We start from the raw sequence: 23,752 nt of genomic DNA, 5'->3' as shown, positions 1-23,752 counted from the left end.
GAGCAGGCTTGAACTGCCGGAACGAATTACACAGTTATAGAACCGAATCAGGAGACAGAGATGGTCCAGAGAACCCCAGCACCGAATGACCTCGAACCGATCGAGCGCGCCAGCAAGGATGAACTGCAGGCGCTGCAGCTCGAACGCATGAAGTGGACGCTCAAGCACGCGTATGACAACGTGCCCCATTACCGCGCCGCTTTTGACGAAGCGGGCGTGCATCCCGACGACCTGAAATCGCTGTCCGATCTGGCCAAATTCCCGTTCACCGATAAAAAAGTCTTGCGCGACAATTACCCGTTCGGCCTGTTCGCCGTACCGCGCGAGCAAGTGGTGCGCATCCATGCGTCCAGCGGCACGACGGGCAAGGCCACGGTGGTCGGCTACACGCAGAACGACATCGATACCTGGGCCAACGTGGTGGCGCGCTCGATCCGCGCCGGCGGCGGCCGCGCGGGCGACATGGTGCACATCTCCTACGGCTACGGCCTGTTCACGGGTGGCCTGGGCGCGCATTACGGCGCCGAGCGCCTCGGTTGCACGGTCATTCCGATGTCCGGCGGGCAGACGGAAAAGCAGGTGCAACTGATCCAGGATTTCAAGCCGTCTATCATCATGGTCACGCCATCGTACATGCTCAACATCATCGAGGAATTCACGCGCCAGGGCCTGGACCCGGCTGAATCGTCGCTGAAGGTGGGCATCTTCGGAGCCGAGCCGTGGACGGATGCCATGCGTTCGGAAATCGAAGCGCGCGCCGGCATCGACGCCGTCGATATCTATGGCCTGTCCGAAGTGATGGGCCCTGGCGTGGCGTCCGAATGCATCGAAAGCAAGGACGGTCCGGTCATCTGGGAAGACCATTTCTACCCCGAGATCATCGATCCGGAAACGGGCGAAGTGCTGCCGGATGGCGAAGAGGGTGAGCTGGTGTTTACCTCGCTGTCGAAAGAAGCGCTGCCCATCATCCGCTACCGCACGCGCGACCTGACCCGCTTGCTGCCGCCGACTTCGCGCTCGATGCGCCGCATCGGCAAGATCACGGGCCGCTCGGACGACATGCTGATCATTCGCGGCGTGAACGTCTTCCCCACGCAGATCGAAGAGCTGATTCTCAAAATGCCGAAGCTGGCGCCGCAATACCAGCTGGTGGTGACGCGCGACGGCCACCTCGACAAGCTGGAAGTGGTGGCCGAGCTGCGCATCGACCTGACCGCCACCATCTCGGCCAGCGAAACGGATGCACTGGCGCGCGAGCTGGAACACCGCATCAAGACGCACGTGGGCGTGAGTACGCGCGTGCGCCTCGTGGCCGCCGCCGGCATCGAACGCACCCTGACGGGCAAGGCCCGCCGCGTGGTCGACCAGCGCCCGAAGATTTTCTCCTGATAGCCCGAACAAGGAAGCAAACATGAACGAAGCCTTTATCTGTGACGCCGTACGCACACCCTTCGGCCGTTATGGCGGTGCGCTGTCCAGCGTGCGCGCGGACGACCTGGGCGCGCTGCCGATTGCCGCGTTGATTGCCCGCAATCCATCCGTCGACTGGGCTGCCATCGACGACGTGTTCTACGGCTGCGCCAATCAGGCGGGCGAGGACAACCGCAACGTGGGCCGCATGGCCGCGCTGCTGGCTGGCTTGCCGGCGGCCGTGCCGGCCAATACCATCAACCGCCTGTGCGGCTCCAGCCTGGATGCAGTCGGCATGGCCGCCCGCTCCATCAAGGCGGGCGAGGCGGAACTGATCATCGCCGGTGGCGTGGAAAGCATGACGCGCGCGCCGTTCGTGATGGGCAAGGCCGACAGCGCGTTTTCGCGCGCGGCGAAAATCGAAGACACCACCCTGGGCTGGCGTTTTGTGAACGGCAAGATGAAGGCGCAGTACGGCATCGACACGATGCCGGAAACGGCGGAAAACGTGGCCGTGGAATTTGGCATCAGCCGCGCCGACCAGGATGCGTTGGCACTGCGCAGCCAGCAGCGCTGGGCGGCAGCCAACGCGGCTGGCGTGTTTGATCGTGAAATCGTGCCCGTCGCCGTGCCGCAGAAAAAAGGCGAGCCGAAGATGGTGACGATGGATGAACATCCGCGCCCGGACACTTCGATCGAGATGCTGGCAAAGCTCAAGGGTGTCGTCAAGCCGGACGGCACAGTTACGGCCGGCAATGCCTCGGGCTTGAACGACGGTGCCTGCGCCATCCTGCTGGCGTCTGCCGCCGCTGTCGATAAATACAAATTGACGCCGCGCGCAAAAGTGCTGGGCATGGCCACGGCCGGCCTGGCGCCGCGCATCATGGGTTTTGGCCCTTCGCCGGCGTCGCGCAAGGTGCTGGCGCAAACGGGATTGACCATCGAGCAGATGGACGTCATCGAACTCAATGAAGCGTTTGCCGCGCAGGCGCTGGCTGTCACGCGCGACCTGGGCCTGGCGGACGATGCGGCCCACGTCAATCCGAATGGCGGCGCGATCGCCATCGGCCACCCGCTGGGCGCATCGGGCGCGCGCCTGGTGATGGCCGCATTGAACCAGCTGGAGCGCACTGGCGGGCGCTATGCGCTGTGCACCATGTGCATCGGCGTGGGGCAGGGTATTGCTGTAGTGATTGAACGCGTATAAAAAGTAAAAAAGGCGCAGGCTTGTAAAAAAGCGCCAACCATACATTGACCGTAGTGCCAACCTGGTGGAGACCACAATGATTGCCAATATCTTCAAGAAAACCCTGATCGCCGGCGTGCTGGCCATGTCCGCCGCAGGCGCGTATGCGGCCGATAACATCAAGATCGGTTCCGTGCTGTCCGTCACGGGACCGGCCGCCTTCCTGGGCGACCCTGAATTGAAAACCCTGCAGCTGTACATCGAGAAGATCAACGCGGCCGGCGGCGTCCTGGGGCGCAAGCTGGAACTGGTGCATTACGACGATGGCAGCGATGCCGCCAAGGCCAACGGCTTTACCAAGCGCCTGATCGAGTCGGACAAGGTCGACGTGCTGATCGGCGGCACCACCACCGGTGCGACGATGGCGATGGCGCCGCTGGTGGATCGCGCCAGCATGCCGTTCATCTCGCTGGCTGGCGCCGTGGTCATCATCGACCCGGTCAAGAAATGGGTTTTCAAGACGCCGCACACGGACCGCATGGCGGCCGAGAAGGTGTTCGAGGATATGAAGAAGCGCGGCATCAGCAAGGTGGGCCTGCTGTCGGAAACGAGCGGCTTTGGCGCCTCGGGCCGCAAGGAATCGCAAATCGTCGCCTCCAAATACGGCATCACGCTGGTGGCCGATGAAACCTATGGCCCGAAAGACACGGACATCACGGCACAGCTCACGCGCATCAAGAACACCGCCGGCGTGCAAGCCGTCTTCGTCTTCGGCCTGGGCCAGGGCCCGGCGGTCGTGACCAAGAACTACGGCCAGTTGGGCATGGCTGCGTTGCCGCTGTACCAGTCGCACGGCGTGGCGTCGGACGAATACCTGAAGCTGTCGGGCAAGGCCGCAGAAGGCGTGCGCCTGCCGACGCCGGCCTTGCTGATCGGCGCCATGCTGCCGGATGCCGATGCGCAGAAAGCCATCGTGGTCGGCTACGACAAGACGTATAAGGAGCGCTACAAGATCGATCCGTCGACTTTCGGCGGCTATGCGCTCGACGCGCTGAACCTGTCGGTGGACGCCATCAAGCGCGCCGGCGGAACGGATCGCGAAAAAGTGCGGGCGGCGCTGGAATCGACCAAGGGTTTTGTGGGGACGACGGGGGTGTTCAATATGTCGGCCAAAGACCACATGGGCCTGGACCTGTCGGCGTTCCGCATGGTGGAAGTGAAGAACGGCGAATGGCAATTGTCGAAGTGATGTTCGAAATAAGGTAAGCCAGAAGTACCTGCGCGGGCCGCCCTTGAAGGCGGCCCGCGCATAGCCGAACATAATGGAGACACCATGGAAGTCGCTCAATTTCTACAATTTCTGTATTCCGGGATGACGGTCGGTTCCGCCTATGCGCTGGCGGCGCTGGGCTTTACCATCATCTACAACACCAGCGGCGTGATCAACTTCGCCCAGGGCGAATTCATCATGCTGGGCGGGATGCTGGCCGCCGTGATGTCCGCCGCTGGCGTGCCGCTGCCGCTGGCCATCATCCTGGCCGTCATCGCCACCGGTATCGTTGGCCTGCTGATGGAAAAAACCGTGATCGAGCCGGCGCAGAACGCGCAGGTCATCACGCTGTTGATCATCACCATCGGTGCCTCGCTGGTGCTGCGCGGCCTCGTGCAAATCTGGCTGGGCAAGGATACGCACTCGCTGCCGGCCTTTTCCGGCGACGCGCCGATCGAATTTTTGGGTGCCAGCCTGCTGCCGCAAAGCCTGTGGGTGCTGGGCGTGACCGTCGTCATCGTGCTGGTTTTGGGCTGGTTCTTCGGGCGCACCCTGATGGGCAAGGCCATGCTGGCCACTTCGCACAACAAGCTGGCCGCGCAACTGGTGGGCATCAACACGCGCAAGGTGCTGCTGTTCTCGTTCGGCCTGTCGGCCCTGCTGGGCGCTGCGGGCGGCATCCTTGTTGCGCCGATCACGTATACCTCGTACGACGCGGGCATCATGCTGGGCCTGAAAGGCTTTGTCGCCGCCGTCCTCGGTGGCCTGGGCGGTGGCGCGGGCGCGATTGCCGGTGGCCTGATCCTGGGCATCGCCGAAGCCATGACGGCCGGATATATCTCGTCGGCTTATAAAGATGCTGTCCCCTTCGTGCTGATTTTATTGATCCTGTTCTTCCTGCCGCAAGGCTTGTTTGGCGCTAAAAATTCGGAGCGTGTATGAAGAATTTCTTGACCCGCTCACGCCACGGTGGCTTGCTGGTGCTCGCCCTGGTGCTGGCCATCCTGCCCCTGTTCCTCACCAATGCGTTCTATTATGACGTGGCGATCCGCATCGCCCTGAACGCCATCGTCGTCATCGGCCTGAACCTGTTGATGGGCTACACGGGCCAGATCAGCCTCGGTCACGCGGGTTTCTATGGCCTGGGCGCGTATGCGTCGGCCGTGCTGACCACGCACTACTACTGGCCGCCGCTGGCTGCCTTGGCCGCCGGCGCTGTCGCCACCGGTCTGCTGGCCCTGCTGCTGGCCCGTCCCGTGCTGAAACTCAAGGGCCATACCCTGGCCATGGCGACCCTGGGACTGGGCATCATCATTTCCATCGTCATCAACAACGAGACGCAGTGGACGGGTGGCCCGGACGGTATCGGCGTCTCGGCCTTCAGTGTCGCCGGCCTGGAAATCGCCGGTGAAAAATCGTGGTATCTGGTGTGCGCCGTGCTGCTGTTGCTGGTGACGTGGCTGGCCCTGAACTTGATCGATTCGCCTGTCGGCCGCGCGCTGCAAGCGATTCACGGTTCGGAAGTGGCGGCCCGCGTGGTCGGCGTCGATACGACCCGTTTCAAGGTGCGCGTGTTCGTGCTGTCGGCCGTCATTGCCAGCATCGCGGGCAGCATCAGCGCCCATTACATCGGTTTTATTACCCCGAACCTGGCCGGCTTCTTCCACTCGATCGAGCTGGTGACGATGGTGGTGGTGGGCGGCATGGCATCGATCTTCGGCTCCATCATCGGCGCGGCGCTGCTGACGATCCTGCCGCAACTGCTGTCCAGTTTTGAAGGCTGGGAAACGGTGGTGTTTGGCGTGATCCTGATGGCGACCATGATCTTCATGCCGAAAGGCCTGGTACCGAGCCTGGCCAGCCGTTCGCGCAAGCGTTCTGCTACGCCGAAAGCACCGCCTAAATCTGCACAGGAGGTCTGAGATGCTGACGATTAATAACCTGAGCAAGAGCTTTGGCGGCGTGCATGCGGTGCAGGATGTCAGTTTTACCGTCAAGGAGGGCAATATCCATTCCGTGATCGGACCGAACGGCGCCGGCAAGACGACCCTGTTCAACCTGATCACCGGCGTCTACACGCCGACCAAAGGCGAGATACTGCTCAATGGCGAGAACGTGGCCGCCATGTCGCCGGACGCGCTGGCGCGGCGCGGCATGAGTCGCACCTTCCAGAACCTGCAAGTGTGCATGAACATGACGGCAATCGACAATGTGATGGTGGGCGCGCACCTGCGCCTGAACCAGAACCTGTTCGCGTCCATGCTGCGTTTACCGTCCGTGCGTCGCGCGGATGCGGCCTGCCGCGACGAGGCGGCGGGCTTGATGGAGTTTGTCGGCGTGGGCCGGCATATCGATGACGAGGCGGGACAGATGTCGTATGGCGCCTTGAAACGCCTTGAAATCGCCCGCGCGCTGGCGGCCAAGCCGAAAGTGCTGCTGCTCGATGAGCCGGCCGCGGGCTTGAACCACACGGAGACGGGCGAGATCGAAGCCCTGATCCGCAAGGTGGCGCAATCGGGCGTGACGGTGGTGCTGGTCGAGCATGACATGAAACTGGTGATGAATCTGTCGGACCATATTTTGGTGCTCGACTATGGCAAGAAGCTGGCCGAAGGGACTGCCGCCGAAGTGCGCGCCAATCCCGACGTGGTGGCGGCCTATCTGGGAGTGGCGGCATGATGAAGATGGAAAAACCTCAGACTCCGCTGGTGCTCGATATCGCCGGCCTGACCAGCCACTATGGCCGTATCCAGGCCTTGCATGGCATCGACCTGCAGGTGCGCCAGGGCCAGCTGGTGGCGCTGGTGGGTGCGAATGGCGCCGGCAAGACGACCCTGCTGCGCGCCATCTCCGGCGTGCAGCCGATCAGCGCCGGCAGCATCGCCTTCGCCGGCCAGGACGTCAGCCGCATGAGCGCCGACAAGCGCGTGCGCAGCGGCATCTGCCAGGTGCCGGAAGGGCGCCAGGTGTTCGGCCCCATGACGGTGGATGACAATCTGCGCCTGGGCGCGTTTACACGTCCCGCACAGGACGTGGCGGGCGACATGGAACGCATGTATGGCCTGTTCCCGATTCTGAAGGAAAAGCGCCTGCTGCTGGCCGGGACCTTATCTGGCGGACAGCAGCAGATGCTGGCCATGGCGCGCGCGCTGATGGGCCGTCCGCAACTGCTGCTGCTCGATGAGCCGAGCATGGGCCTGGCGCCCCTGCTGATCGCGGAGATCTTCCGCATCGTGGCCGAACTGCGCGACCAGGGCATCACCATCTTCCTCGTTGAACAGAACGCGCATGCCGCCCTGTCGATTGCCGACGTGGGCTATGTGATCGAGACGGGCGCCATCACGCTGTCCGGCCCCGGTCCAGAATTGCTGCATAACGAGCAGGTACAAAGCGCCTATCTGGGCATGTAAGGAGTCAGTATGGTCAAAGTCTACGAAATCAACGGCGTTACCCCCGTCGTCCACCCCAGCGCCTATGTGCACCCGTCGGCCGTGCTGATTGGCGACGTGATCGTCGGCCCGCGCTGCTATATCGGTCCGCTGGCCTCGATCCGCGGCGACTTCGGCCGATTGATCCTGGAGGAGGGCGCGAACCTGCAGGATACCTGCGTCATGCACGGCTTCCCCGGCTGCGACACGGTGGTCGAAGTCGACGGCCATATCGGCCATGGCGCCGTGCTGCATGGCTGCCGCATCGGCCGCAATGCGCTCGTCGGCATGAACGCCGTGGTGATGGATAACGCCGTGATCGGCGAGGAATCCATCGTTGCGGCCATGAGTTTCGTCAAGGCGGGCATGATCGTCGCGCCGCGCAGCATGGTGGTGGGCACGCCCGCCAAGATCATCCGCGCGCTGACCGACGATGAAATCAAATGGAAAAGCTCGGGCACGGGCCAGTACCACGAACTGGCCGTGCGCTCGATGCAGACAATGCGCGAAGTGGAAGCCCTGACGGAAGTCGAGGCGAACCGCCAGCGCCTGAATTTCGAATCGGCCTTGCCGCTGCACCTGCACAAGAACGCAGCGGCGCAGTAAAAACCTACATAGGAGTAAACCACATGGCTCAAATATCCACCCTGCAAAGCCTGATTGCCGGCCGCTGGCTGGGCGAAAGTGCCGCCGTGCCCCTGCACAGCGCCTTGAACAACCGCGTCATCTATCACACGCATGCGGAAAAGATCGACTTCGATGAAGCCGTCACGTATGCGCGCAAGACGGGCGTGCCGGGTCTGATGGCGCTCGATTTCCAGCAGCGCGCCGCGCGCCTGAAGGCGCTGGCCCTGTATCTGGTCGAGCGCAAGGAAGAACTGTACGCGATCTCGCATTTGTCGGGTGCCACGCGCGCCGATAGCTGGGTCGACATCGAAGGCGGCACGGGCACCCTGTTCGCCTACGCCAGCATGGGCAGCAACGAGCTGCCGTCGTCGAACGTGCTGCATGAAGGCCCGGCCATCGCGCTGGGCAAGAAGGGCGGTTTCGCCGGCACGCACATCCTGGTGCCGCGCGGCGGCCTGGCCGTGCACATCAACGCCTTCAATTTCCCTATCTGGGGCTTGCTGGAAAAATTCGCACCCAGCTTCCTGGCGGCCATGCCCTGTATCGCCAAGCCGGCCACGGCGACGAGCTACCTGACGCAGGCCGTCGTGCGCATGATGCATGAATCGGGCTTGCTGCCGGCCGGCAGCCTGCAGTTGGTGATCGGCTCCACGGGCGACTTGCTGGACCGCCTGAATGGCCAGGATTTCGTGACATTCACAGGATCGGCCGCGACTGCCGCCAAGCTGCGCACCAATTCCAACCTGATCGCCCAGTCCGTGCCGTTCAACGGCGAAGCCGATTCGCTCAATTGCGCCATCCTGGCGCCGGACGTCACGCCAGACGACGTGGAATTCGACCTGTTCGTCAAGGAAGTCGTGCGCGAAATGACGGGCAAGTCGGGCCAGAAATGCACGGCGATTCGCCGCATCATCGTACCCGAACACCTGATGGACGCCGTCGGCACGCGCTTGCGCGAACGCCTGGCCAAGGTGGTGGTGGGCGATCCGTCCATCGAAGGCGTGCGCATGGGCGCTCTGGCCTCGAAAGAGCAGCAGAACGACGTGGCCGAACGTGTCGCCACCCTGTCGCAGGGCAACGAGGTGGTATTTGGCGCGGCCGACGGTTTCAATCCGCTCGGCGATGGCGCGCAGGATGGCAGCTTCTTCTCGCCGACCTTGCTGCTGTGCCGCGACGCCTTCGGCAACGACGCCGTGCATGACGTGGAAGCGTTCGGCCCCGTCAGCACCATGATGGGCTATAACGATATCGACGAGGCGCTGGCCCTGGCCGCGCGCGGCAAGGGCAGCCTGGTGAGCACCCTGGTGACGCGTGATCCGAAGATTGCCGCGCGCGTGGTGCCGCAAGTGGCGGCCACGCATGGCCGCGTGCACGTGCTCGAGCGCGTGGCGTCCGTCGATTCGACGGGCCATGGCTCGCCCCTGCCGCAACTGAAGCACGGCGGCCCTGGCCGCGCGGGCGGCGGCGAAGAGCTGGGCGGCGTGCGCGCCGTGCGCCACTACCTGCAACGGGCGGCCGTGCAAGGCTCGCCCACCATGCTGGCGGCCATCACCGGCGAATACGTGCGCGGCGCGGACGTCAACGAAAGCCCGATCCACCCGTTCCGCAAGCACTTCGAAGACTTGAAGACGGGCGACTCGCTGCTGACGCACCGCCGTACCGTCAGCGAAGCGGACATCGTCGCCTTTGGCGGCATCTCGGGCGACTTCTTCTACATGCACTTCGACGAAATCGCGGCCAAGGAATCGCAGTTCGGCAAGCGCATCGCCCACGGCTACTTCGTGCTGTCGGCCGCCGCCGGCCTGTTCGTCTCGCCGGGCGTCGGTCCCGTGCTGGCCAACTATGGCCTGGACAACCTGCGTTTCGTCGCGCCCGTCGCCATCGGCGACACCATCCGCGCGCGCCTGACGTGCAAGCGCAAGGTCGACCGCAACCGCAAGGACGTGTTTGGCGTGGGCCAGGGCGTGGTCGCGTGGGACGTGCAGGTGACGAACCAGAACGAGGAGCTGGTGGCCAGCTACGACATTCTGACCCTGGTGTCGAAGCGCGAGTAAGCGTTTTCGGCAGGACTGGTTTGAACGGCGCCACCCGCGATCTTCGCACGGGTGGCGCTTTTTTTATTCCGCTTCTTTTCGTCTTGAATTATCCATAAGTGTATGAAAAATATAGCGAAAGTGTGGTTTTGCACGGCGTGCTATTTAGATAAACCCCTCTAGAACGCGTGCTTTTTTCGTGAAAAGGGGCGAATTCACTCATTGCCTCAAGAAAACTTTCCAACGTAAAACCTTTTCTCTGTAGCATGGTTTTACTCACTGGTCACGCCGCCATGCACGCTCCTCGACGCGATGGCGGCGCGAAAAAAACGGACCCGGCCTTTTACGGCCGGTGAGCCATCGACCGCGAGTCCCATTCCACGTTCACCGCTACGGGTATTTAATTACTATGAATAAACACGTCCTGATTTTCCTGCTGGCCATGCCCCTGGCCATCAGCCATGCCTACGCCGAAGAGGCCACTGGCCCCGCGGTCAAGATCAGCGGTTACGGCACGGCCGCCCTGACCATGGCCGATACCGACAACGCCCAGTTCGCGCGCCCGAACCAGGCGGCTGGCGCCAGCAAGACAGCCCGCACGGGCGTCGATTCCAACCTGGGACTGCAAGCCAATGTCACCGTCAATCCCTGGCTGTCGGCCACCGTGCAGGGCCTGGCGCGCAAGGATGGCGAGGACGATTTCGGCGCCGAACTGGCCTGGGCCTTTGCCAAGGCCAAGGTGTCGGACAGCTTCAGCGTGCGCGTCGGCCGCATGGGCCTGCCCGTCTTCATGATTTCCGATTACCGCAACGTCGGCTATGCCAACACCATGCTGCGCCCGCCCGGTGAAATGTATTCGCAGGTACCCCTGAACAGCATCGACGGCATCGACGGCACCTACCAGTTCAGCGCTGGCGATACCAGCATCACCACGCAGCTGGCGCTGGGCCGGACCAAGGCCACCCTGGCCACGGGACCCGCGTCGACCGTGCAGGTGGAAGGCAAGTCCATCGTCGCCCTCAACGTGGTGGCCGAGCATGGCCCCGTCACCGTGCGCTTCGGCCGTGCCGAGACCAAGCTGACGATCAACGATTCGCCCAGCCTGAATACCTTGATGGGCAGCTTGCGCGCGGCCGGCAGCGGCTACAGGATCGCCCAGCTGGGCGCTCTGGCCGATGCGCTGGAAGTCAAGGGCAAGAAGGCGTCGTTCACGTCCGTGGGCCTGGGCCTGGACTGGAACAATGTGCTGCTGCAGTCGGAATATGCGAAGCGCAAGACGGACAGCTATGTCAGCGACAGCACCTCGTGGTACGTGATGGGCGGCTACCGCATCGGCGCCTTTTTGCCCTACTACAGCCACGCCAGCCTGAAGGCCGATGGCCGCGTGAACAACACCGTGCCCGCATCCTGCCCTGCCGGCTATCCTGCCGCCTGCACGCCGACCCTGCGCGCCCTGTCGGCCGGCGTCGACACCCTGGCTTATACGCGCAACCAGCTCGAGCAATCGACGGACAGCATCGGCGTGCGCTGGGATTTCCACCGTTCGGCCGCGCTGAAAGTGCAGATCGATCGCATCAAGCCGAAGAATGGTCCTGGCCTGTTCGTGCAAGCCAAGCCAGGTTTCCATGGCCCCGTCACGGTGGCTGCCGCCGCCATCGATTTCGTTTTCTAAGGAGCGCCGCATGAAACCATTGATCTTGAATGTGGCTGCCTTGCTGGCGCTGTCGACCGCCGTTCCCGCCATGGCCGAAGTGGTCGTGGTGGTCAATCCGAAGAGTGCCGCGGGCGCCATGACGAATGAACAGGTGGCGCAGTTTTTCCTCGGTAAATCGACGGCCATGACGCCGATCGACCAGCCGGAAAGCGCGCCCGTGCGCGCCGAGTTCTACAAGAAGGTGACGGACAAGGAACCGTCGCAGGCGAAGGCCTTGTGGTCCAAGCTGGTCTTCACGGGCAAGGCGACCTTGCCGAAGGAAGTGGCCAATAGCGCCGACGTGAAGAAGGCCGTGGCCGCCGATCCGAAAGCCATCGGCTATATCGAAAAGAGTGCCGTCGACGCCAGCGTCAAAGTGGTGCTGACGGCGCCATAAAGCCGGCCCGGGCCGCGCGCCATGCGGCGGCCCGGTACACATACATCAGGAGACAGCAATGAGCATCAAACGCAAGATATGGGCGCTGCCTGTCGTCTCGGCCGTGATTTTCGGGCTGGGGCTGGCCGTCAGCGCCTATCTGTCCACGGCCACGCTCAATTCCATCCACGCCACCGAAAGTGCCGACTATCCCGTGCTCGACATGGCCAAGTCACTGACCCTGGACGTGGCCGCCGTCGGCGATGCCCTGCGCGACGCCGTCAGCGAAGGCGACAAGGAGCGCATCGGACAAGTCGGCGGCCAGGCAGTCAAGCTGCGCGAAAAACTGACCGCCTTTGCGGCGATCCCCGGCCAGCGCGAGCAGGGCCAGCGGCTGGCCAGGGAATTCGATGCCTACTATGCGCCGGCGCTGAGCGCGGCGCGCATCATGCTGGAAATGGAAGAGGGCGACCCGCAAGCGACCGTGGCACGCATGCAGGGCGCGCTGGCGGTGCTCAACACGGACCTGGCCAGGACCAACGAACAGGCGCAATTGCAATTCAAGCAGGGCATCGAACGCAGCGCGGCCAATGTGCGCAATGCGCTCAATACCAGCATCGTCGTGGCGCTGGCCGTCATCGTCTGCCTGGTGGCCGTGTCGCATTTCGTCGTGCGCGCCATCTGGCAGCAGCTGGGCGGCGAGCCCGAATACGCGCGCCAGATCGCGCGCGCCGTGGCCGATGGCGACCTCTCGATGGAGATCGCCACCGAGGCAGGCGACCAGGCCAGCCTGCTGGCGGCATTGAAAGAGATGCGCGGCCGGCTAGCCGGCATGGTGTCCGGTATCAAGGCGTCGGCCGAAACCATCCAGGTGGCCAGCGCCGAAATCGCGCAGGGCAATGCGGACCTGGCGGCACGCACGGAATCGCAGGCGGGCAGTCTGGATCAGACGGCGCGCAGCATGGACAGCTTGACCTCCACCGTGCGCGACAACGCCGCCAACGCGGGCCAGGCGCACGAACTGGTTGTGTCGGCATCGTCGGTGGCCGTGAAGGGTGGGCAAGTGGTCAGCCAGGTGGTCACCACCATGGGCGAGATCAACGATTCATCCAAACGCATCGTCGACATCATCGGCGTGATCGACGGCATCGCTTTCCAGACCAATATCCTTGCCTTGAATGCGGCCGTGGAAGCGGCGCGCGCGGGTGAACAGGGACGCGGCTTTGCCGTGGTGGCGTCCGAAGTGCGCAACCTGGCGCAGCGCAGCGCGGCAGCGGCGCGTGAAATCAAGCAATTGATCGGCGATTCGGTGGCCAAGGTGAATGTCGGCTCGAAGCTGGTTGACGAGGCGGGTCTGACCATGGGCCAGATCGTCGACTCCGTGAAAAAGGTGGCCGACATCATGGCCGAGATCAGCGCCGCGAGCCAGGCGCAAAGCGCCGGCATCGGGGACATCGGCGTGGCCATCGGCAGCATGGACCAGATGACGCAGCAAAATTCCGCACTGGTGGAAGAAGCATCTGCTGCGGCAGAATCGCTGCAGGAACAGGCCGTGCAGCTGGGCACGGCGCTGGCCGTGTTCAAGCTGGCGCAGGGTGGTTTGGCGCCGATTGCCACCGTGCCGGCGGCACGGCGGCTGGCGTTGACGAAGGCTTAAGCGCGCAAGCCGAACGGATCGTCGATGCTGTGCGCTGGTTCGGTGAACCAGCGTGCGCCGTTTTCCGTCATGTAAAAATGATCTTCGTGGCGGATACCGAATTCGCCGGGGATGCAGATCATCGGCTCGTTCGAGAAGCACATGCCCACGTCGAGCGGCGTCGTGTCATTGCCCACCAGGTAAGGCCACTCGTGGATATCGAGGCCGATGCCGTGTCCCGTGCGGTGCGGCAGGCCGGGCAGCTTGTAGCCGGGGCCGAAGCCGTCTGCCTCCAGCGACACGCGCGCGGCGCGGTCCACGTCGCCGCAGGGCACGCCCAGCTGCGCGGCCGCGAATGCGGCGGCCTGCGCCGCCTTTTCGCTGTTCCATACGCTGCGCTGGCGTTCGCTGATGTCGCCAAACACATAGGTGCGCGTGATGTCGGAGATGTAGTTCATCACCTGGCAGCCCGTGTCGATCAGCACCGTGTCGCCCGCCTTCAGGGTTTGCACGTAATTGACGCCATGCGGATACGCGGTCGCTTCGCCGAACAGCACGATGCAGAAATACGAGCGGGGTGCCCCCACCTTGCGGTGCGCACGCTGGATGAATTCTTCCACTTCCACCGTCGTGATGCCTTCGACCAGCATGCTGGCCGTGGCCACGTGTACGGCCAGGGTCATGTCCATCACGCGCTGCATCAGGGCGATTTCCGCCGCTGACTTGCGGCTGCGGCAGTACGCCGTGACGGCGCGGGCGTTTTCCAGCGCATAGCCGGGCGCCAGCGGTTTGACGCCGTCGTAGATGAAGAAGGCGGCGCTTTCGCAGATGCCCACGCGCGGGGCCGTAGCCGCATCCTGGGCGATCCCCATGCGCGCCAATACGTCAACGAACAGCTGGTACGGGCTTTCATGCTCTTCCCAGCAATTGACCTTGCCTTCAATGAGCATGAAGCCCGTCAAGGTGCTTTCCTCGAAGGCGGGGGCGATGTATTCGATGTCGCCGCTGGCTGGCAGGATGGCGCCCACCATGCGTTCGCTGGCATACCATTTGGTGCCCGTGAAATAGGTGAGATTGGCGCCCGCGTTCAGGTAGACCGCAGCGATGCCCTGTTTGCGCATGAACGCTTGCGCCTTGGCGATGCGTTGCGCATGTTCGTCCTTGCCGATGGCGACCATGCCGCCCGTCATGTCCGACAGCGATGCCAATGCCTGTTCGATGGAAGTGCCACCTATGCTCATGCCTGCTCCTTTGCTCAATGCGGAATATGGAATGCGGGCATGATATCAGTTCGCGCCTTTCGGCTTGAGTCCGGGCGCGCCGCCGGCGGCATCGGGCGGCGCCAGCACCAGGTCGTGCGGATAGGTGAAGTGCCAGTCTGCGTAGCGCTGCTTGCGGCGCAGGCTGGCGTCTTCGTCGAGAAAATTGTCCTGCTTGATGGGCAGCTGCGGCGACAGCGAATGGATGCCGACAATGCGTCCCTCCTGCCGCAGCAGCCCCCATTCCGCCTTGCCCGTGACGGGGTCCGCATACAGGCGGCGCAAGTGCCGCCGGGCGTTGGCGAAACGCGGGTCGCGCAGCAATTCCTGCAGGGTCAATGGATAGCGGGGCCGCCCGTCGCCCGGCGTGCTGTCGTAGTAGCGGCCCAGCGCATTGCGAAATTCATGGCCGATGAACAGCAGCTCGCGTTCCTTGTCGCGCCGCGCGGCCGTGGCATGCAATTCGCTGGCCAGCACCAGGCCGACGCCCATGAAGGCCACCAGCATCAGGGTCCAGATATACGCGAAGCCCCGTGCGCGGCGTCGAAAATCAGAGCTGCTCAAAGGGGATGCCCTCGCGCGTCTTGCCCTTGGCGCCGCTGCGCACGTCGGCCACGCCGCCGATCTCGCCATTCGGCGAAGGAATCAGCTGCCAGGTGGCGGCGGACTCCGTGACGGGATCGAGCGGCACGCTGCGGAAGTAATGGTGGGTCACCAGGTCGGCCAGCGCGGCCGGATACTCGCCTTTGTCGGCATAGTATTTATCCAGGCCACTCCTGAGCACCTGCAGGTTTTCCTTCAGCGCGACTTCCTTCGATTTTTCTACGGAGCCGAAATAGCGGGGAATGGCGATCGTCAGCAGCAGCGAGATGATGGCCAGCACCACCAGTAGTTCGACCAGCGTAAAACCGCGGCGAGGAGAAGAGACTGGCATCGGGTTCACCATTGATTGAGCGGCATGCCGTTCAGGCCCACCTTGGTCGAGCGCGAGGCGACGTCGAACACGTCTTCGCCTTCGCTGGGATTGTCGGGCGGCGAGGCATAGGCGCGCTTGCTCCAGCTATCGGCCGCGCTGCCTTCTTCCCTGGGCTGGAACGGGTCGCGCGGCAGGCGGCGAAGGAAATAGATGTTCTGCTTGGACGGGCTGCGCTGGTCGGGCACGCCCTCGACCAGTTCCTCGAGTTTTTTCGGATAGCCGGAAGCGCCCAGCGACAGTTTGATGCGGCCATTGTCCGAGGCGCGCTTGTAGGTATCGATCGCCTCGCGCATCTCGATCAGGGCGCTGCGCAATTGCTGTTCCTTCGCCCGTTGCTGCGCCACCTGCGCCATCGGCACGGCCACCGTGGCCAGGGTCGCCATGATGGCCAGGGTGATCATCAGTTCGATGAAGGTAAAGCCCTGCTCTTTCACTGGCCACCCTTGACAGTGGCCTTGTCGCCGGTGGCGGGAGCCTCGTCGCCGCCCGTCATGGGCGAGCCGGTGCGCGCCGGGGCTTGCTCCGGCGCGGCGATAGCCTCTGGGGAGCCGCCCACGCTGGCGCGGCCGCCCACGGAGGCCTCGGTGCCGGAGTTGAATTCGGCTGTCGTCAGGTCCGGACGGCGTATGCTGCGCAGCAGGCGCGGCGTGATCGACAGCACGATCTCGCTGCGCATGGCGTCGTCCTTCTGGCTGCCGAACAGGCGGTTCAGCACGGGCAGTTCGCCCACGCCAGGCACCTTGTTGGCTGTGCCCCGGTCTTCATCGCTGATCAGGCCCGCCAGCACCTGCGTCTCGCCATCCTTCAGGCGCAGGACCGTGGAGGCGCTGCGCGTGCCGATCTGGTAAGCCTGCGTGCCCGTCTTGCTGATGACTTCCTTGACGACGTTCGACACTTCCAGGTTGATCTTGATGGCCACTTCGTCGTCCAGGTAGACGTTCGGTTCCACGTCGAGTTTCAGGCCCACATCGATGTAGTTGACACTGTCGGAACTGACGCCGTTATTCGTCGTCACGGTAATGACGGGCACGCGGTCGCCGATCAGGATCTTGGCTTTTTCCTTGTTGCGCACGCGGATGCGCGGGTTGGCCAGGATATTGCTGTCGCTGTCCGTCTTGTTGGCGTTCAGGGTGACGCCGCCGATGCCCAGATTGATATTGTCGCCATTGATGCGGTGCAGGTCCGCCACCTTCAGGCCGCCCAGGCCTCCCGTAATACCTGCAGCACCGGCCAGTGTCAGGCTGGCCTGGTCTGGCCAGCGCACGCCCAGTTCCATCAGGCGCGTGCGCTTGACTTCCAGCACCTCGACTTCCAGCATCACTTCCGGATCGGCCAGGTCTTGCACATTGATGATGCGCTCGGCCATGCGCACCATTTCCGGCGTATCGCGCAGCATGATGATGCCCAGGCGTTCATCCGTGACGACATCCTTGGCCTTGAGCAGGGTCTTGATGGAAAACGCCACGGTCTTGACGTCCGCATTGGCGAGAAAGAAGGTGCGCACCACCAGTTGCTGGTAATCCTTCACCTTTTGCGGCGTGTTCGGGTAAATCGTGATCGACTTGTCGCTGGTGACGCTTTGTTCCAGCTGGTTGGCGCCCAGCAGCATGGCAATCGCCTCTTCGATGCTGGTGTCGCGCACGGAAATGGTGGCGCGCAGGGCCGGGTCGACTTCCTTGTCGAAGACGAAGTTCAGGCCCGAGACTTTGCTGATGAAGTCGAACACGGAACGCAGCGGCGCGTCGCGAAATTCGAGGGTCACGGGTTTGCGGTAGGCGGCCGCCAGCTTGCCTCCAGCCGGCAGGCTTTTGGATTGTGCCTCGCCGATGCGGCCTTTCAGGGCCAGCGCCTCGCGCTGTGCGGGGCGCTCCTGCAACACCTGGCGCAACGCTTCCTGCGCTTGCGCGATATTCGCCTCGCCGCCGCGCTGGTAGCTGGCCTGCGCTTCCTGCACCAGCTTGCGGTGCCGTTCATCCTGCGCCACCCCGGCCAGGCCCCGCTGCGCCACGTCGTTGCTGGCGTCCAGTGCCAGCGCCTGCTGGTACAGCGCTTGCGCTTCGGGCAGCTTGCCCTGCTGGCGCAGCGCCTCGGCGCGACCATTCAGATTGTTCAGCGCGCGCATCCTGCCATTCGTGACGGCGATACGGTACTTGGCGTTGGTCGGCTCGGCTTGCGCCGCCTGTTCCAGCAGGGCCAGGCCCTGTTCCGTGCGCCCCGCGCCCAGCATGGCCTGGCCATCGTTATACGCCTGGTTGCCGGCACAGGCGGCCAGCAGGAACAGCATCGGCAGCAGGGTGATGCCAGTACGTGGTATGCGTTGTTTCAATTGAGATCCCCTACGGCGAGTGTCTGTTTCAGGTTGAGCGGCAGATAGGTAAATTGCAGAGAACCCTGCACCACGCCATCGAAGCGGTAGCGCTCTTCGAGCGTATCGCCGGGACGCGCCACCACGTTGCGTTCGCCCGCCTGCAGGAAGTAGGCCGCCTTGCCTTCATCGACAAAGAGGCCCAGGAATTGAAAGGGCAGCGGTGGCGGCGCGTTCGCATCCACGCGGGCCGCGGGCAGCGCGGCCTGGGCCGCCTGCTGGTCGAGCATGATCTTTTTCGGCGTCTCTGGCTGCCAGCTTTGCTTGGCGAACAGGGTGGCGGCTTCGTCGTCGTCGTCGAGTCCCCGGCGCGGTTCGATGGCCAGCGCGCGATTGATTGGTGGAACGGTGGCTGCAGCGAGGGGGGCTGGCGCCACCCGCTCCACCTGGCGCGTGGTGGCCGTGGCCGGTCCCACGATGCTGCCTTCATCCTCGGGCGCGAAGAGGGCGGCAAGCAAGGTCGCCACGGCGGCGCCTCCCAGTACGGCTTTTTTCATCGGCGCACCTCCGCCTTTTTCACCAGCAGGATGAACTGGATGCGCGCGTCGATCTCGCCCGCTTCGATCTGCTCGCGCTTGAAGAGAACCGAATCGAGCGTGAGGGTCGGTAGCGCCTGGAGGGCGTCGACGATAAAGGTTTGCAGCTGCGCGTATTCGGCTTTTACCGGCAGGGTGATCTGGTAGCGCAGGAAGGCCGTGTTACCGTCTTCCTGCGGCTTGTAGTCGGCCTTGGCCAGGGTGACACCGCTCTTTTGCGCCACTTCCAGCAAGGCCTTCAATTGTTCGGGAATGCTGTCATGCGCGGGCAGGTAGGCGTGAAAGGCGGCCAGGCTGTCGGCATCCGCATCGAGCGTGATTGCTGCCTGCGGCAGTGCCGACTGTCTGGCAGCCGTGGCCAGTTGCGCCGCCAGTTGCTGCTGGCGTTCGGCCAGCGCATCGCCCTGCTGCACGGCGAAAGCGGTCAGCGCCAGGCCGGCGGCGCCGAGGGCGCAAGGCCAGCCCAGGGGGCGCCACAGACGCGAAGCCTCCCACGCCAGGCGCGGGGGCATGCGCAGCTGCAGGCGCGCGCGGGCCACGGGCGTGCCGGCTTTGAATACGGGTTTTATTGCCGCCATTGCGCCTCCAGCTGAAAACGGTAAGGGTGTTCGGGGGCGTTCGCATTCATCTCGTGTTTGAGCAGATACACGGAGCTGAACATGGGCTGCTGGTTCAGGAAGGCCAGGTAGTTGAGCATGTCCTGCGGTGTTTCCGCCTCGGCGGCGATTTTCAGGACGCTGGCGCCATCCTGTCCCTGCTGCGCGTTCAAGTCCAGTCCCAGCAAGGCCACGCGCACGTCGCGCGGCGCCTGCACCGTCCTGACCAGGCGCGTGACGGGCAGGTTGAGCTGGCGCACGGCGGCGGCCACCTGTTTCAGTTCGAGGTCGCGTTCGCGTTGCTGGCTTGCCGAGAGGGGCGTGCGCACGGGACGCGCGGGTTGTAGCTGCGCCAGTTGCGCTTCCAGGCGCCGCGTTTCCTGTGCCTGCACCAGCCAGTACACGGCGGCCGGCAACAGCATCAGGCCGCCCGCCAGGCACAGGGCCAGGCGCCAGCCCTTGAAGGTCTGCACCGTGCCGGGCGCCAGCAATTCCAGGCGGCTCAGGCCCATGCGGCCTCCCGCATCAGGTGGGCGGCGCCGGCCACGGGGAGGGGCTGAAAGCGCGCCGGCAGCTCTTCCTGCGGCACGCCGCTCAGGTCGAGCAGCGCCACGTGTTCGATGGCGTCCAGTTGCGGCGCGCGCAAGTTCCAGCGCCGCCATGCCCGATCCAGTTCGTCGCCCCAGGCAGCGCCGCAGGATTGGCTGTGCAGGGCCGTGATGCGCCCGCCACTCGTCGTTGCCAGCAGCAGCCGTCCCGCTTCCACCAGGGCGAAGGCGGCAGGTTTTCCGCCGGCGATGCTGCGCCAGGCCGGCCCGACGATGGGTTCGAGGGACAGGCAGCGCCGTCCATGCGCGGCCGCCGCATCCTGCACGCCTTGCAGCAGGGCCGCATCGATGCCGCAGGCCAGGCGTGGCTTGCCATAGGGTGCATCGTCGGCAGCCAGGCGCCAGGCGCGCGCGCCATCGCCGTAGACGGCAGCGAACTGGCTATGCAGGAAACGCTGCGCGCTGGTTCGGTCGAGCAGGGCGCCGCTCCACGGCACCATCAGCATGGCGCACCAGCGGCTGGCCAGGCTGATGGCCAACGGCAGTTTTTTTTCATTGTGCTGTTCGAGCCAGCCACGCAGGGCGGCCAGCGCCACTTCCCAGCTGGCGTCGGGGTTCAGGATCGGCAAATGGAATGCGCTGTCTGCCACGGGACGGCCGGCGCGGCGCTGCACGCCGTGCAATCCGTGCGGCGCCAGGTGCAGGCACAGGGTGGCGCGGGTAATACGTTCAATAAGTGACACGATTGAGCTCCGCTAAAGTGGTTTCGCCGCGCCGCACCAGGTCCAGGCCCGCTTCGCGCGCCAGGCGAAAGCCGTTGCGCGCCGCTTCTTCCTTCATCTGGCTCAGGGGCGCCCGCGTGCAGATCATTTCGCGCATCGCGTCGCTGAGCATCAGCACTTCGGCGACGGCCTTGCGGCCCTTGTAACCGGTGCCGCGGCAATGGCCGCAGCCTTTGCCGGCCATGAATTGCCAGTCCTGTACCTGGTGCAGGGCCAGGCCGCTGTCGCGCAGCTGCTGCGCATCGGCCAGCACCTCGGCGCTGGCGTCGATGGCGCAATGGGCGCAATTGAGACGCAGCAGGCGCTGCGCCACGATGCCGTTCAGGGCCGCCGCAAAGCTGTAGGCATCGACACCCATGTGCAGGAAGCGCCCCACCACGTCGAAGACGTTGTTCGCGTGCACGGTGGTAAATACCAGGTGGCCCGTGAGCGCCGCCTGCACGGCGATCTGCGCCGTTTCGTCATCGCGGATTTCGCCGATCATGATCTTGTCAGGATCGTGGCGCAGGATGGAGCGCAGGCCGCGCGCGAAGGTCAGTCCCTTTTTTTCGTTGACGGGGATCTGCAGCACGCGCGGCAAGCGGTATTCGACAGGGTCTTCGATGGTGACGATCTTGTCGCGCCCCGTATTGATTTCCGTGATGGCCGCGTACAGGGTGGTGGTCTTGCCGGAACCCGTGGGCCCCGTCACCAGCAGCATGCCGTGCGGCTTGGCGGCCAGGCGGCGGATCTGCTCGATGGCGTCCTCGTTCAGGCCCAGGCTTTCCAGGCGCAGCGCCTGCGCCGCCTCCGTCAGCGCGCGCCGGTCCAGCAGGCGCAGCACGGCGTCTTCGCCAAAGATATTGGGCATGATGGAAACGCGAAAGTCGATCTCTGCCCCTTTCACGCGCACCTTGAAGCGGCCATCCTGCGGGATGCGGCGCTCGGCGATGTCGAGGTCGGCCATCACCTTGATGCGCGAGATGATCTGTTCGGCCATCGCCAGTCCCTGCACCTGGCCTGCCTGCACCAGCACGCCGTCGACGCGGTACTTGATGACCAGGCTGGCCACGTCGCATTCGAGGTGGATGTCGCTGGCCTGGAATTTCAGGGCATCGTAGATGGTGGAGTTCACCAGTTTGACCACCGGGCTGCTGTCCTCGCTGATGCGGATCAATGAAATGTCCTCGATGCTCTGGTCGAGGCCCGGCACATCATCACCGTGCTGCATTTCCTGCATCGCCTGTTGCACGCTTTCCTGCTGCAGCAGATAGGCGGCAAGGTCGTCCGGGTGCGCCAGCGCCACCGTGAAGGGCGTGGACAGGGCGAAGTCGGCCCATTGCAGCAAGTCTTCGGCAAACGGGTTGCCGATGACGAGCACGGGCGGCGCGCCGGGAACGCCCGGCTGCAGCAGCACGCAGTCGCGCTGGGCGCAATCCGTGTAGGACAGCAGGGCAAAGGCGGGCAAGGCGGCCTGCAGTTCGGCCATCGTCCAGGCCGGGTAGCGGAACAGGGCGGCCAGCTGGCGCAAGAAGACTTCGGGCGGCAGGGCTGCCGTTTCCTGCAGCACGGCCATCTGCGGGCGGCCCTGTTCCAGTGCGCTGGCGTGGGCCCGCCGCAGCATGGCCGCATCGAGCACGGCCCGTTCTTCGTCGCGTGCGTTCATGTCATGACTCTCACGATAAGCTCCCGGCCAGTTCAAAGATCGGCATGTACATCAGCACCACCACGCCGCCAATCACCACGCCGATGATGGTCATCAAGAGCGGTTCGAGCAGGCGCGACGCCCAGTCCACCCAGCGGGCGAATTCCTCGTCATGGAACTTGGCCGAGCGTTCCAGCATGTCGCCCAGGCGGCCCGTGTTCTCGCCCACTTTCAGCAGCGATTGCGCCACCGGCGTGGCCATGCCGGCGTGTTCCAGCGCGGTGGAAAACGGCATGCCTTCCTGTACCGCGCGGCGCGCCTGCGCCAGTTGCTCCTGCTGCGCCGGCAGCAGCATGGGCGCGACCATGGCCAGCGCCTTGTGCAGCGGGATGCCCGCATGCAGCAGCAGGCTGAGGGCACGGTAGAAGCGGGCCAGGCGAAATTCCGCTGCCTTGTCCGCCAGCACGGGCAGGCGCAGCAGGCGCAGGACGAGGGCCTGGCGCGCACCGGCATTGGCGATGCCAAAGACTACGGCGGCCACCACGGCGGCCAGCGCGCTGGCGCACAGCAGCGGATGCGCGGCCAGGGTCTGGCCAAAGCCCAGCAGCATTTGCGACATCCACGGGATGTCGCGCCCCGAACTTTCGTAGACGACGCTGAATTTGGGCACCACGTAGCCGAGCAGGAACAGCGTCACCAGGCCGCCGACGACGAGCAGCATGCACGGGTAGATGGCGGCGGAAATGAGTTTTTTACGGATGGCGTCGAATTGCAGCTGGTAGCCGACGAAGCGCGCCAGCGCCTCGGGCAGGTTGCCCGAGCGTTCGGCCGCATGCACGGTGGCGATGTAAATGTCGGGGAAGATGTCGGGGAAACCGGCCAGGGTGTCGGAAAAGCTTTGCCCTTGCTGCAGGGTGAGCACGATGGCGGCCAGGGTGGCCTTGGCGCCTGGGCGCGTTTCCTTGTTGTGCAGGGTCGTCATGGCCTCGCCCAGGTTCAGGCCCGCTTCGAGCAGGGCCAGCAGCTCCTGGCTGAATTGCAGCAGGGGCAGGCCCTGTTTGCCCGGACGCGCCGGCGCGCCGCCTTCCCCGCTGCTGCTGTCGCCCACGGCCAGCACGCGCCAGCCGCCGCGCACGGCCGCGCGGATCGCTTCGGCCTCGCTGGCGGCGTCGATGGCCAGCGCCTGGCTGCCTGCCGGGCCCTGCACCTTGAGGTGGAACTGCATGACCGCGTCAGGCGAACATGACGAGGGCCTGGGGCGTGAAAATGGGGTGATGTGAAAAGGGGAATGCGCGTGCGGACAAGGTCGAAGTAGGCATCGGTCAGGAACAATCCAAAAAAAGTTCAATTCGTCGCGGGTACCGGCAGCAGGCAAGATGCAATCACTGCCTCAGGGTAGACTGAAAT

23 protein-coding genes are annotated in these 23,752 nt (G+C 64.3%); 12 read left to right on the top strand and 11 right to left on the bottom strand.

The features are described 5' to 3' along the window. Window positions 1-60 precede the first annotated feature (60 nt). From paaK to AC3IQ7_RS26665, 12 genes are all read left to right on the top strand, one after another. Window positions 61-1,389, top strand: a complete 1,329-nt coding sequence (paaK, locus tag AC3IQ7_RS26720; RefSeq protein ID WP_070254579.1) for a phenylacetate--CoA ligase PaaK — start codon at window positions 61-63, stop codon at window positions 1,387-1,389. A gap of 22 nt (window positions 1,390-1,411) precedes the next feature. Further along, entirely contained in the window at window positions 1,412-2,617 is a 1,206-nt protein-coding gene (pcaF, locus tag AC3IQ7_RS26715; protein ID WP_489207774.1) for a 3-oxoadipyl-CoA thiolase, read from the top strand. Window positions 2,618-2,693: 76 nt separating this feature from the next. Next, a complete protein-coding gene (locus AC3IQ7_RS26710) occupies window positions 2,694-3,845 on the top strand; it encodes an ABC transporter substrate-binding protein (protein WP_099376453.1) in 1,152 nt (383 codons plus the stop codon). Window positions 3,846-3,929: 84 nt separating this feature from the next. Beyond that, a complete protein-coding gene (locus AC3IQ7_RS26705; protein ID WP_034780386.1) occupies window positions 3,930-4,808 on the top strand; it encodes a branched-chain amino acid ABC transporter permease in 879 nt (292 codons plus the stop codon). Continuing rightward, a complete protein-coding gene (locus tag AC3IQ7_RS26700) occupies window positions 4,805-5,788 on the top strand; it encodes a branched-chain amino acid ABC transporter permease (RefSeq protein WP_099376454.1) in 984 nt (327 codons plus the stop codon). Before AC3IQ7_RS26705 ends, AC3IQ7_RS26700 begins: the two co-directional genes overlap by 4 nt. A gap of 1 nt (window position 5,789) precedes the next feature. Then, window positions 5,790-6,545: an ABC transporter ATP-binding protein gene (locus tag AC3IQ7_RS26695; RefSeq protein ID WP_070311613.1), complete on the top strand. Its 756-nt coding sequence runs from the start codon at window positions 5,790-5,792 to the stop codon at window positions 6,543-6,545. After that, a complete protein-coding gene (locus tag AC3IQ7_RS26690) occupies window positions 6,545-7,276 on the top strand; it encodes an ABC transporter ATP-binding protein (RefSeq protein WP_489210537.1) in 732 nt (243 codons plus the stop codon). Before AC3IQ7_RS26695 ends, AC3IQ7_RS26690 begins: the two co-directional genes overlap by 1 nt. Before the next feature lie 9 nt (window positions 7,277-7,285). Further along, on the top strand, window positions 7,286-7,900 hold the full coding sequence (gene paaY, locus AC3IQ7_RS26685) for a phenylacetic acid degradation protein PaaY (RefSeq protein WP_035822296.1): 615 nt from the start codon (window positions 7,286-7,288) through the stop codon (window positions 7,898-7,900). A 23-nt stretch (window positions 7,901-7,923) separates the two neighbouring features. After that, on the top strand, window positions 7,924-9,975 hold the full coding sequence (paaZ, locus tag AC3IQ7_RS26680) for a phenylacetic acid degradation bifunctional protein PaaZ (protein WP_489207773.1): 2,052 nt from the start codon (window positions 7,924-7,926) through the stop codon (window positions 9,973-9,975). A 388-nt stretch (window positions 9,976-10,363) separates the two neighbouring features. Continuing rightward, the gene (locus AC3IQ7_RS26675) at window positions 10,364-11,626 is read left to right on the top strand and encodes a hypothetical protein (RefSeq protein ID WP_489207772.1); all 1,263 of its coding nucleotides are present in this window, start codon (window positions 10,364-10,366) and stop codon (window positions 11,624-11,626) included. 10 nt (window positions 11,627-11,636) lie between these two features. Further along, window positions 11,637-12,044, top strand: a complete 408-nt coding sequence (locus AC3IQ7_RS26670) for a type 2 periplasmic-binding domain-containing protein (protein WP_070224256.1) — start codon at window positions 11,637-11,639, stop codon at window positions 12,042-12,044. Window positions 12,045-12,102: 58 nt separating this feature from the next. After that, a complete protein-coding gene (locus tag AC3IQ7_RS26665) occupies window positions 12,103-13,680 on the top strand; it encodes a methyl-accepting chemotaxis protein (RefSeq protein WP_099376457.1) in 1,578 nt (525 codons plus the stop codon). Here the strand turns inward: AC3IQ7_RS26665 and AC3IQ7_RS26660 are convergent. Genes AC3IQ7_RS26660 through AC3IQ7_RS26610 form a run of 11 tightly spaced genes read right to left on the bottom strand, consistent with a single transcriptional unit; the run spans window position 13,677 to window position 23,570 of the window. Beyond that, entirely contained in the window at window positions 13,677-14,900 is a 1,224-nt protein-coding gene (locus AC3IQ7_RS26660) for a M24 family metallopeptidase (protein ID WP_489207771.1), read from the bottom strand. The two genes, AC3IQ7_RS26665 and AC3IQ7_RS26660, sit on opposite strands and share 4 nt — an antisense overlap. Window positions 14,901-14,945: 45 nt before the next feature. Further along, window positions 14,946-15,482, bottom strand: a complete 537-nt coding sequence (locus tag AC3IQ7_RS26655) for a type II secretion system protein (protein WP_232731209.1) — start codon at window positions 15,480-15,482, stop codon at window positions 14,946-14,948. After that, window positions 15,469-15,852 (bottom strand): type IV pilin protein, encoded by a 384-nt coding sequence (locus tag AC3IQ7_RS26650; protein WP_099376693.1) that lies wholly within the window; start codon window positions 15,850-15,852, stop codon window positions 15,469-15,471. The genes AC3IQ7_RS26655 and AC3IQ7_RS26650 overlap by 14 nt, the downstream gene beginning before the upstream one ends. A gap of 5 nt (window positions 15,853-15,857) precedes the next feature. Further along, the gene (locus tag AC3IQ7_RS26645; RefSeq protein WP_489207770.1) at window positions 15,858-16,328 is read right to left on the bottom strand and encodes a type II secretion system protein; all 471 of its coding nucleotides are present in this window, start codon (window positions 16,326-16,328) and stop codon (window positions 15,858-15,860) included. Further along, window positions 16,325-18,220: a secretin and TonB N-terminal domain-containing protein gene (locus AC3IQ7_RS26640; protein WP_489207769.1), complete on the bottom strand. Its 1,896-nt coding sequence runs from the start codon at window positions 18,218-18,220 to the stop codon at window positions 16,325-16,327. The genes AC3IQ7_RS26645 and AC3IQ7_RS26640 overlap by 4 nt, the downstream gene beginning before the upstream one ends. Continuing rightward, complete coding sequence (locus AC3IQ7_RS26635) at window positions 18,217-18,756, bottom strand: hypothetical protein (RefSeq protein WP_489207768.1); 540 nt, start codon at window positions 18,754-18,756, stop codon at window positions 18,217-18,219. Before AC3IQ7_RS26635 ends, AC3IQ7_RS26640 begins: the two co-directional genes overlap by 4 nt. After that, window positions 18,753-19,373: a hypothetical protein gene (locus tag AC3IQ7_RS26630; protein ID WP_489207767.1), complete on the bottom strand. Its 621-nt coding sequence runs from the start codon at window positions 19,371-19,373 to the stop codon at window positions 18,753-18,755. Before AC3IQ7_RS26630 ends, AC3IQ7_RS26635 begins: the two co-directional genes overlap by 4 nt. After that, window positions 19,361-19,903, bottom strand: coding sequence for a hypothetical protein (locus AC3IQ7_RS26625; RefSeq protein ID WP_099401660.1), 543 nt, complete (start codon window positions 19,901-19,903; stop codon window positions 19,361-19,363). The genes AC3IQ7_RS26630 and AC3IQ7_RS26625 overlap by 13 nt, the downstream gene beginning before the upstream one ends. Next, window positions 19,894-20,682 carry a hypothetical protein gene (locus AC3IQ7_RS26620; RefSeq protein ID WP_489207766.1) on the bottom strand — a complete coding sequence of 263 codons (789 nt, stop codon included), beginning with the start codon at window positions 20,680-20,682 and terminating at the stop codon, window positions 19,894-19,896. Before AC3IQ7_RS26620 ends, AC3IQ7_RS26625 begins: the two co-directional genes overlap by 10 nt. Continuing rightward, on the bottom strand, window positions 20,669-22,366 hold the full coding sequence (locus AC3IQ7_RS26615; protein ID WP_489207765.1) for a GspE/PulE family protein: 1,698 nt from the start codon (window positions 22,364-22,366) through the stop codon (window positions 20,669-20,671). Before AC3IQ7_RS26615 ends, AC3IQ7_RS26620 begins: the two co-directional genes overlap by 14 nt. Window positions 22,367-22,376: 10 nt before the next feature. Beyond that, window positions 22,377-23,570 carry a type II secretion system F family protein gene (locus AC3IQ7_RS26610; RefSeq protein ID WP_489207764.1) on the bottom strand — a complete coding sequence of 398 codons (1,194 nt, stop codon included), beginning with the start codon at window positions 23,568-23,570 and terminating at the stop codon, window positions 22,377-22,379. Window positions 23,571-23,752: the final 182 nt, after the last annotated feature.

It is taken from the genome of Janthinobacterium sp. GL_088 (assembly GCF_057837845.1).
The sequence above is the reverse complement of the archived record's forward strand: the minus strand, read 5'-3'. Positions and strand labels throughout refer to the sequence as shown.

What these genes read in the sequence shown, in the direction of transcription:
- paaK (WP_070254579.1), top strand. Translation starts at nt 61, where the DNA reads ATGGTCCAGAGAACCCCAGCACCGAATGACCTCGAACCGATCGAGCGC.
- pcaF (WP_489207774.1), top strand. Translation starts at nt 1,412, where the DNA reads ATGAACGAAGCCTTTATCTGTGACGCCGTACGCACACCCTTCGGCCGT.
- AC3IQ7_RS26710 (WP_099376453.1), top strand. Translation starts at nt 2,694, where the DNA reads ATGATTGCCAATATCTTCAAGAAAACCCTGATCGCCGGCGTGCTGGCC.
- AC3IQ7_RS26705 (WP_034780386.1), top strand. Translation starts at nt 3,930, where the DNA reads ATGGAAGTCGCTCAATTTCTACAATTTCTGTATTCCGGGATGACGGTC.
- AC3IQ7_RS26700 (WP_099376454.1), top strand. Translation starts at nt 4,805, where the DNA reads ATGAAGAATTTCTTGACCCGCTCACGCCACGGTGGCTTGCTGGTGCTC.
- AC3IQ7_RS26695 (WP_070311613.1), top strand. Translation starts at nt 5,790, where the DNA reads ATGCTGACGATTAATAACCTGAGCAAGAGCTTTGGCGGCGTGCATGCG.
- AC3IQ7_RS26690 (WP_489210537.1), top strand. Translation starts at nt 6,545, where the DNA reads ATGAAGATGGAAAAACCTCAGACTCCGCTGGTGCTCGATATCGCCGGC.
- paaY (WP_035822296.1), top strand. Translation starts at nt 7,286, where the DNA reads ATGGTCAAAGTCTACGAAATCAACGGCGTTACCCCCGTCGTCCACCCC.
- paaZ (WP_489207773.1), top strand. Translation starts at nt 7,924, where the DNA reads ATGGCTCAAATATCCACCCTGCAAAGCCTGATTGCCGGCCGCTGGCTG.
- AC3IQ7_RS26675 (WP_489207772.1), top strand. Translation starts at nt 10,364, where the DNA reads ATGAATAAACACGTCCTGATTTTCCTGCTGGCCATGCCCCTGGCCATC.
- AC3IQ7_RS26670 (WP_070224256.1), top strand. Translation starts at nt 11,637, where the DNA reads ATGAAACCATTGATCTTGAATGTGGCTGCCTTGCTGGCGCTGTCGACC.
- AC3IQ7_RS26665 (WP_099376457.1), top strand. Translation starts at nt 12,103, where the DNA reads ATGAGCATCAAACGCAAGATATGGGCGCTGCCTGTCGTCTCGGCCGTG.
- AC3IQ7_RS26660 (WP_489207771.1), bottom strand. Translation starts at nt 14,900, where the DNA reads ATGAGCATAGGTGGCACTTCCATCGAACAGGCATTGGCATCGCTGTCG.
- AC3IQ7_RS26650 (WP_099376693.1), bottom strand. Translation starts at nt 15,852, where the DNA reads ATGCCAGTCTCTTCTCCTCGCCGCGGTTTTACGCTGGTCGAACTACTG.
- AC3IQ7_RS26635 (WP_489207768.1), bottom strand. Translation starts at nt 18,756, where the DNA reads ATGAAAAAAGCCGTACTGGGAGGCGCCGCCGTGGCGACCTTGCTTGCC.
- AC3IQ7_RS26630 (WP_489207767.1), bottom strand. Translation starts at nt 19,373, where the DNA reads ATGGCGGCAATAAAACCCGTATTCAAAGCCGGCACGCCCGTGGCCCGC.
- AC3IQ7_RS26625 (WP_099401660.1), bottom strand. Translation starts at nt 19,903, where the DNA reads ATGGGCCTGAGCCGCCTGGAATTGCTGGCGCCCGGCACGGTGCAGACC.
- AC3IQ7_RS26615 (WP_489207765.1), bottom strand. Translation starts at nt 22,366, where the DNA reads ATGAACGCACGCGACGAAGAACGGGCCGTGCTCGATGCGGCCATGCTG.
- AC3IQ7_RS26610 (WP_489207764.1), bottom strand. Translation starts at nt 23,570, where the DNA reads ATGCAGTTCCACCTCAAGGTGCAGGGCCCGGCAGGCAGCCAGGCGCTG.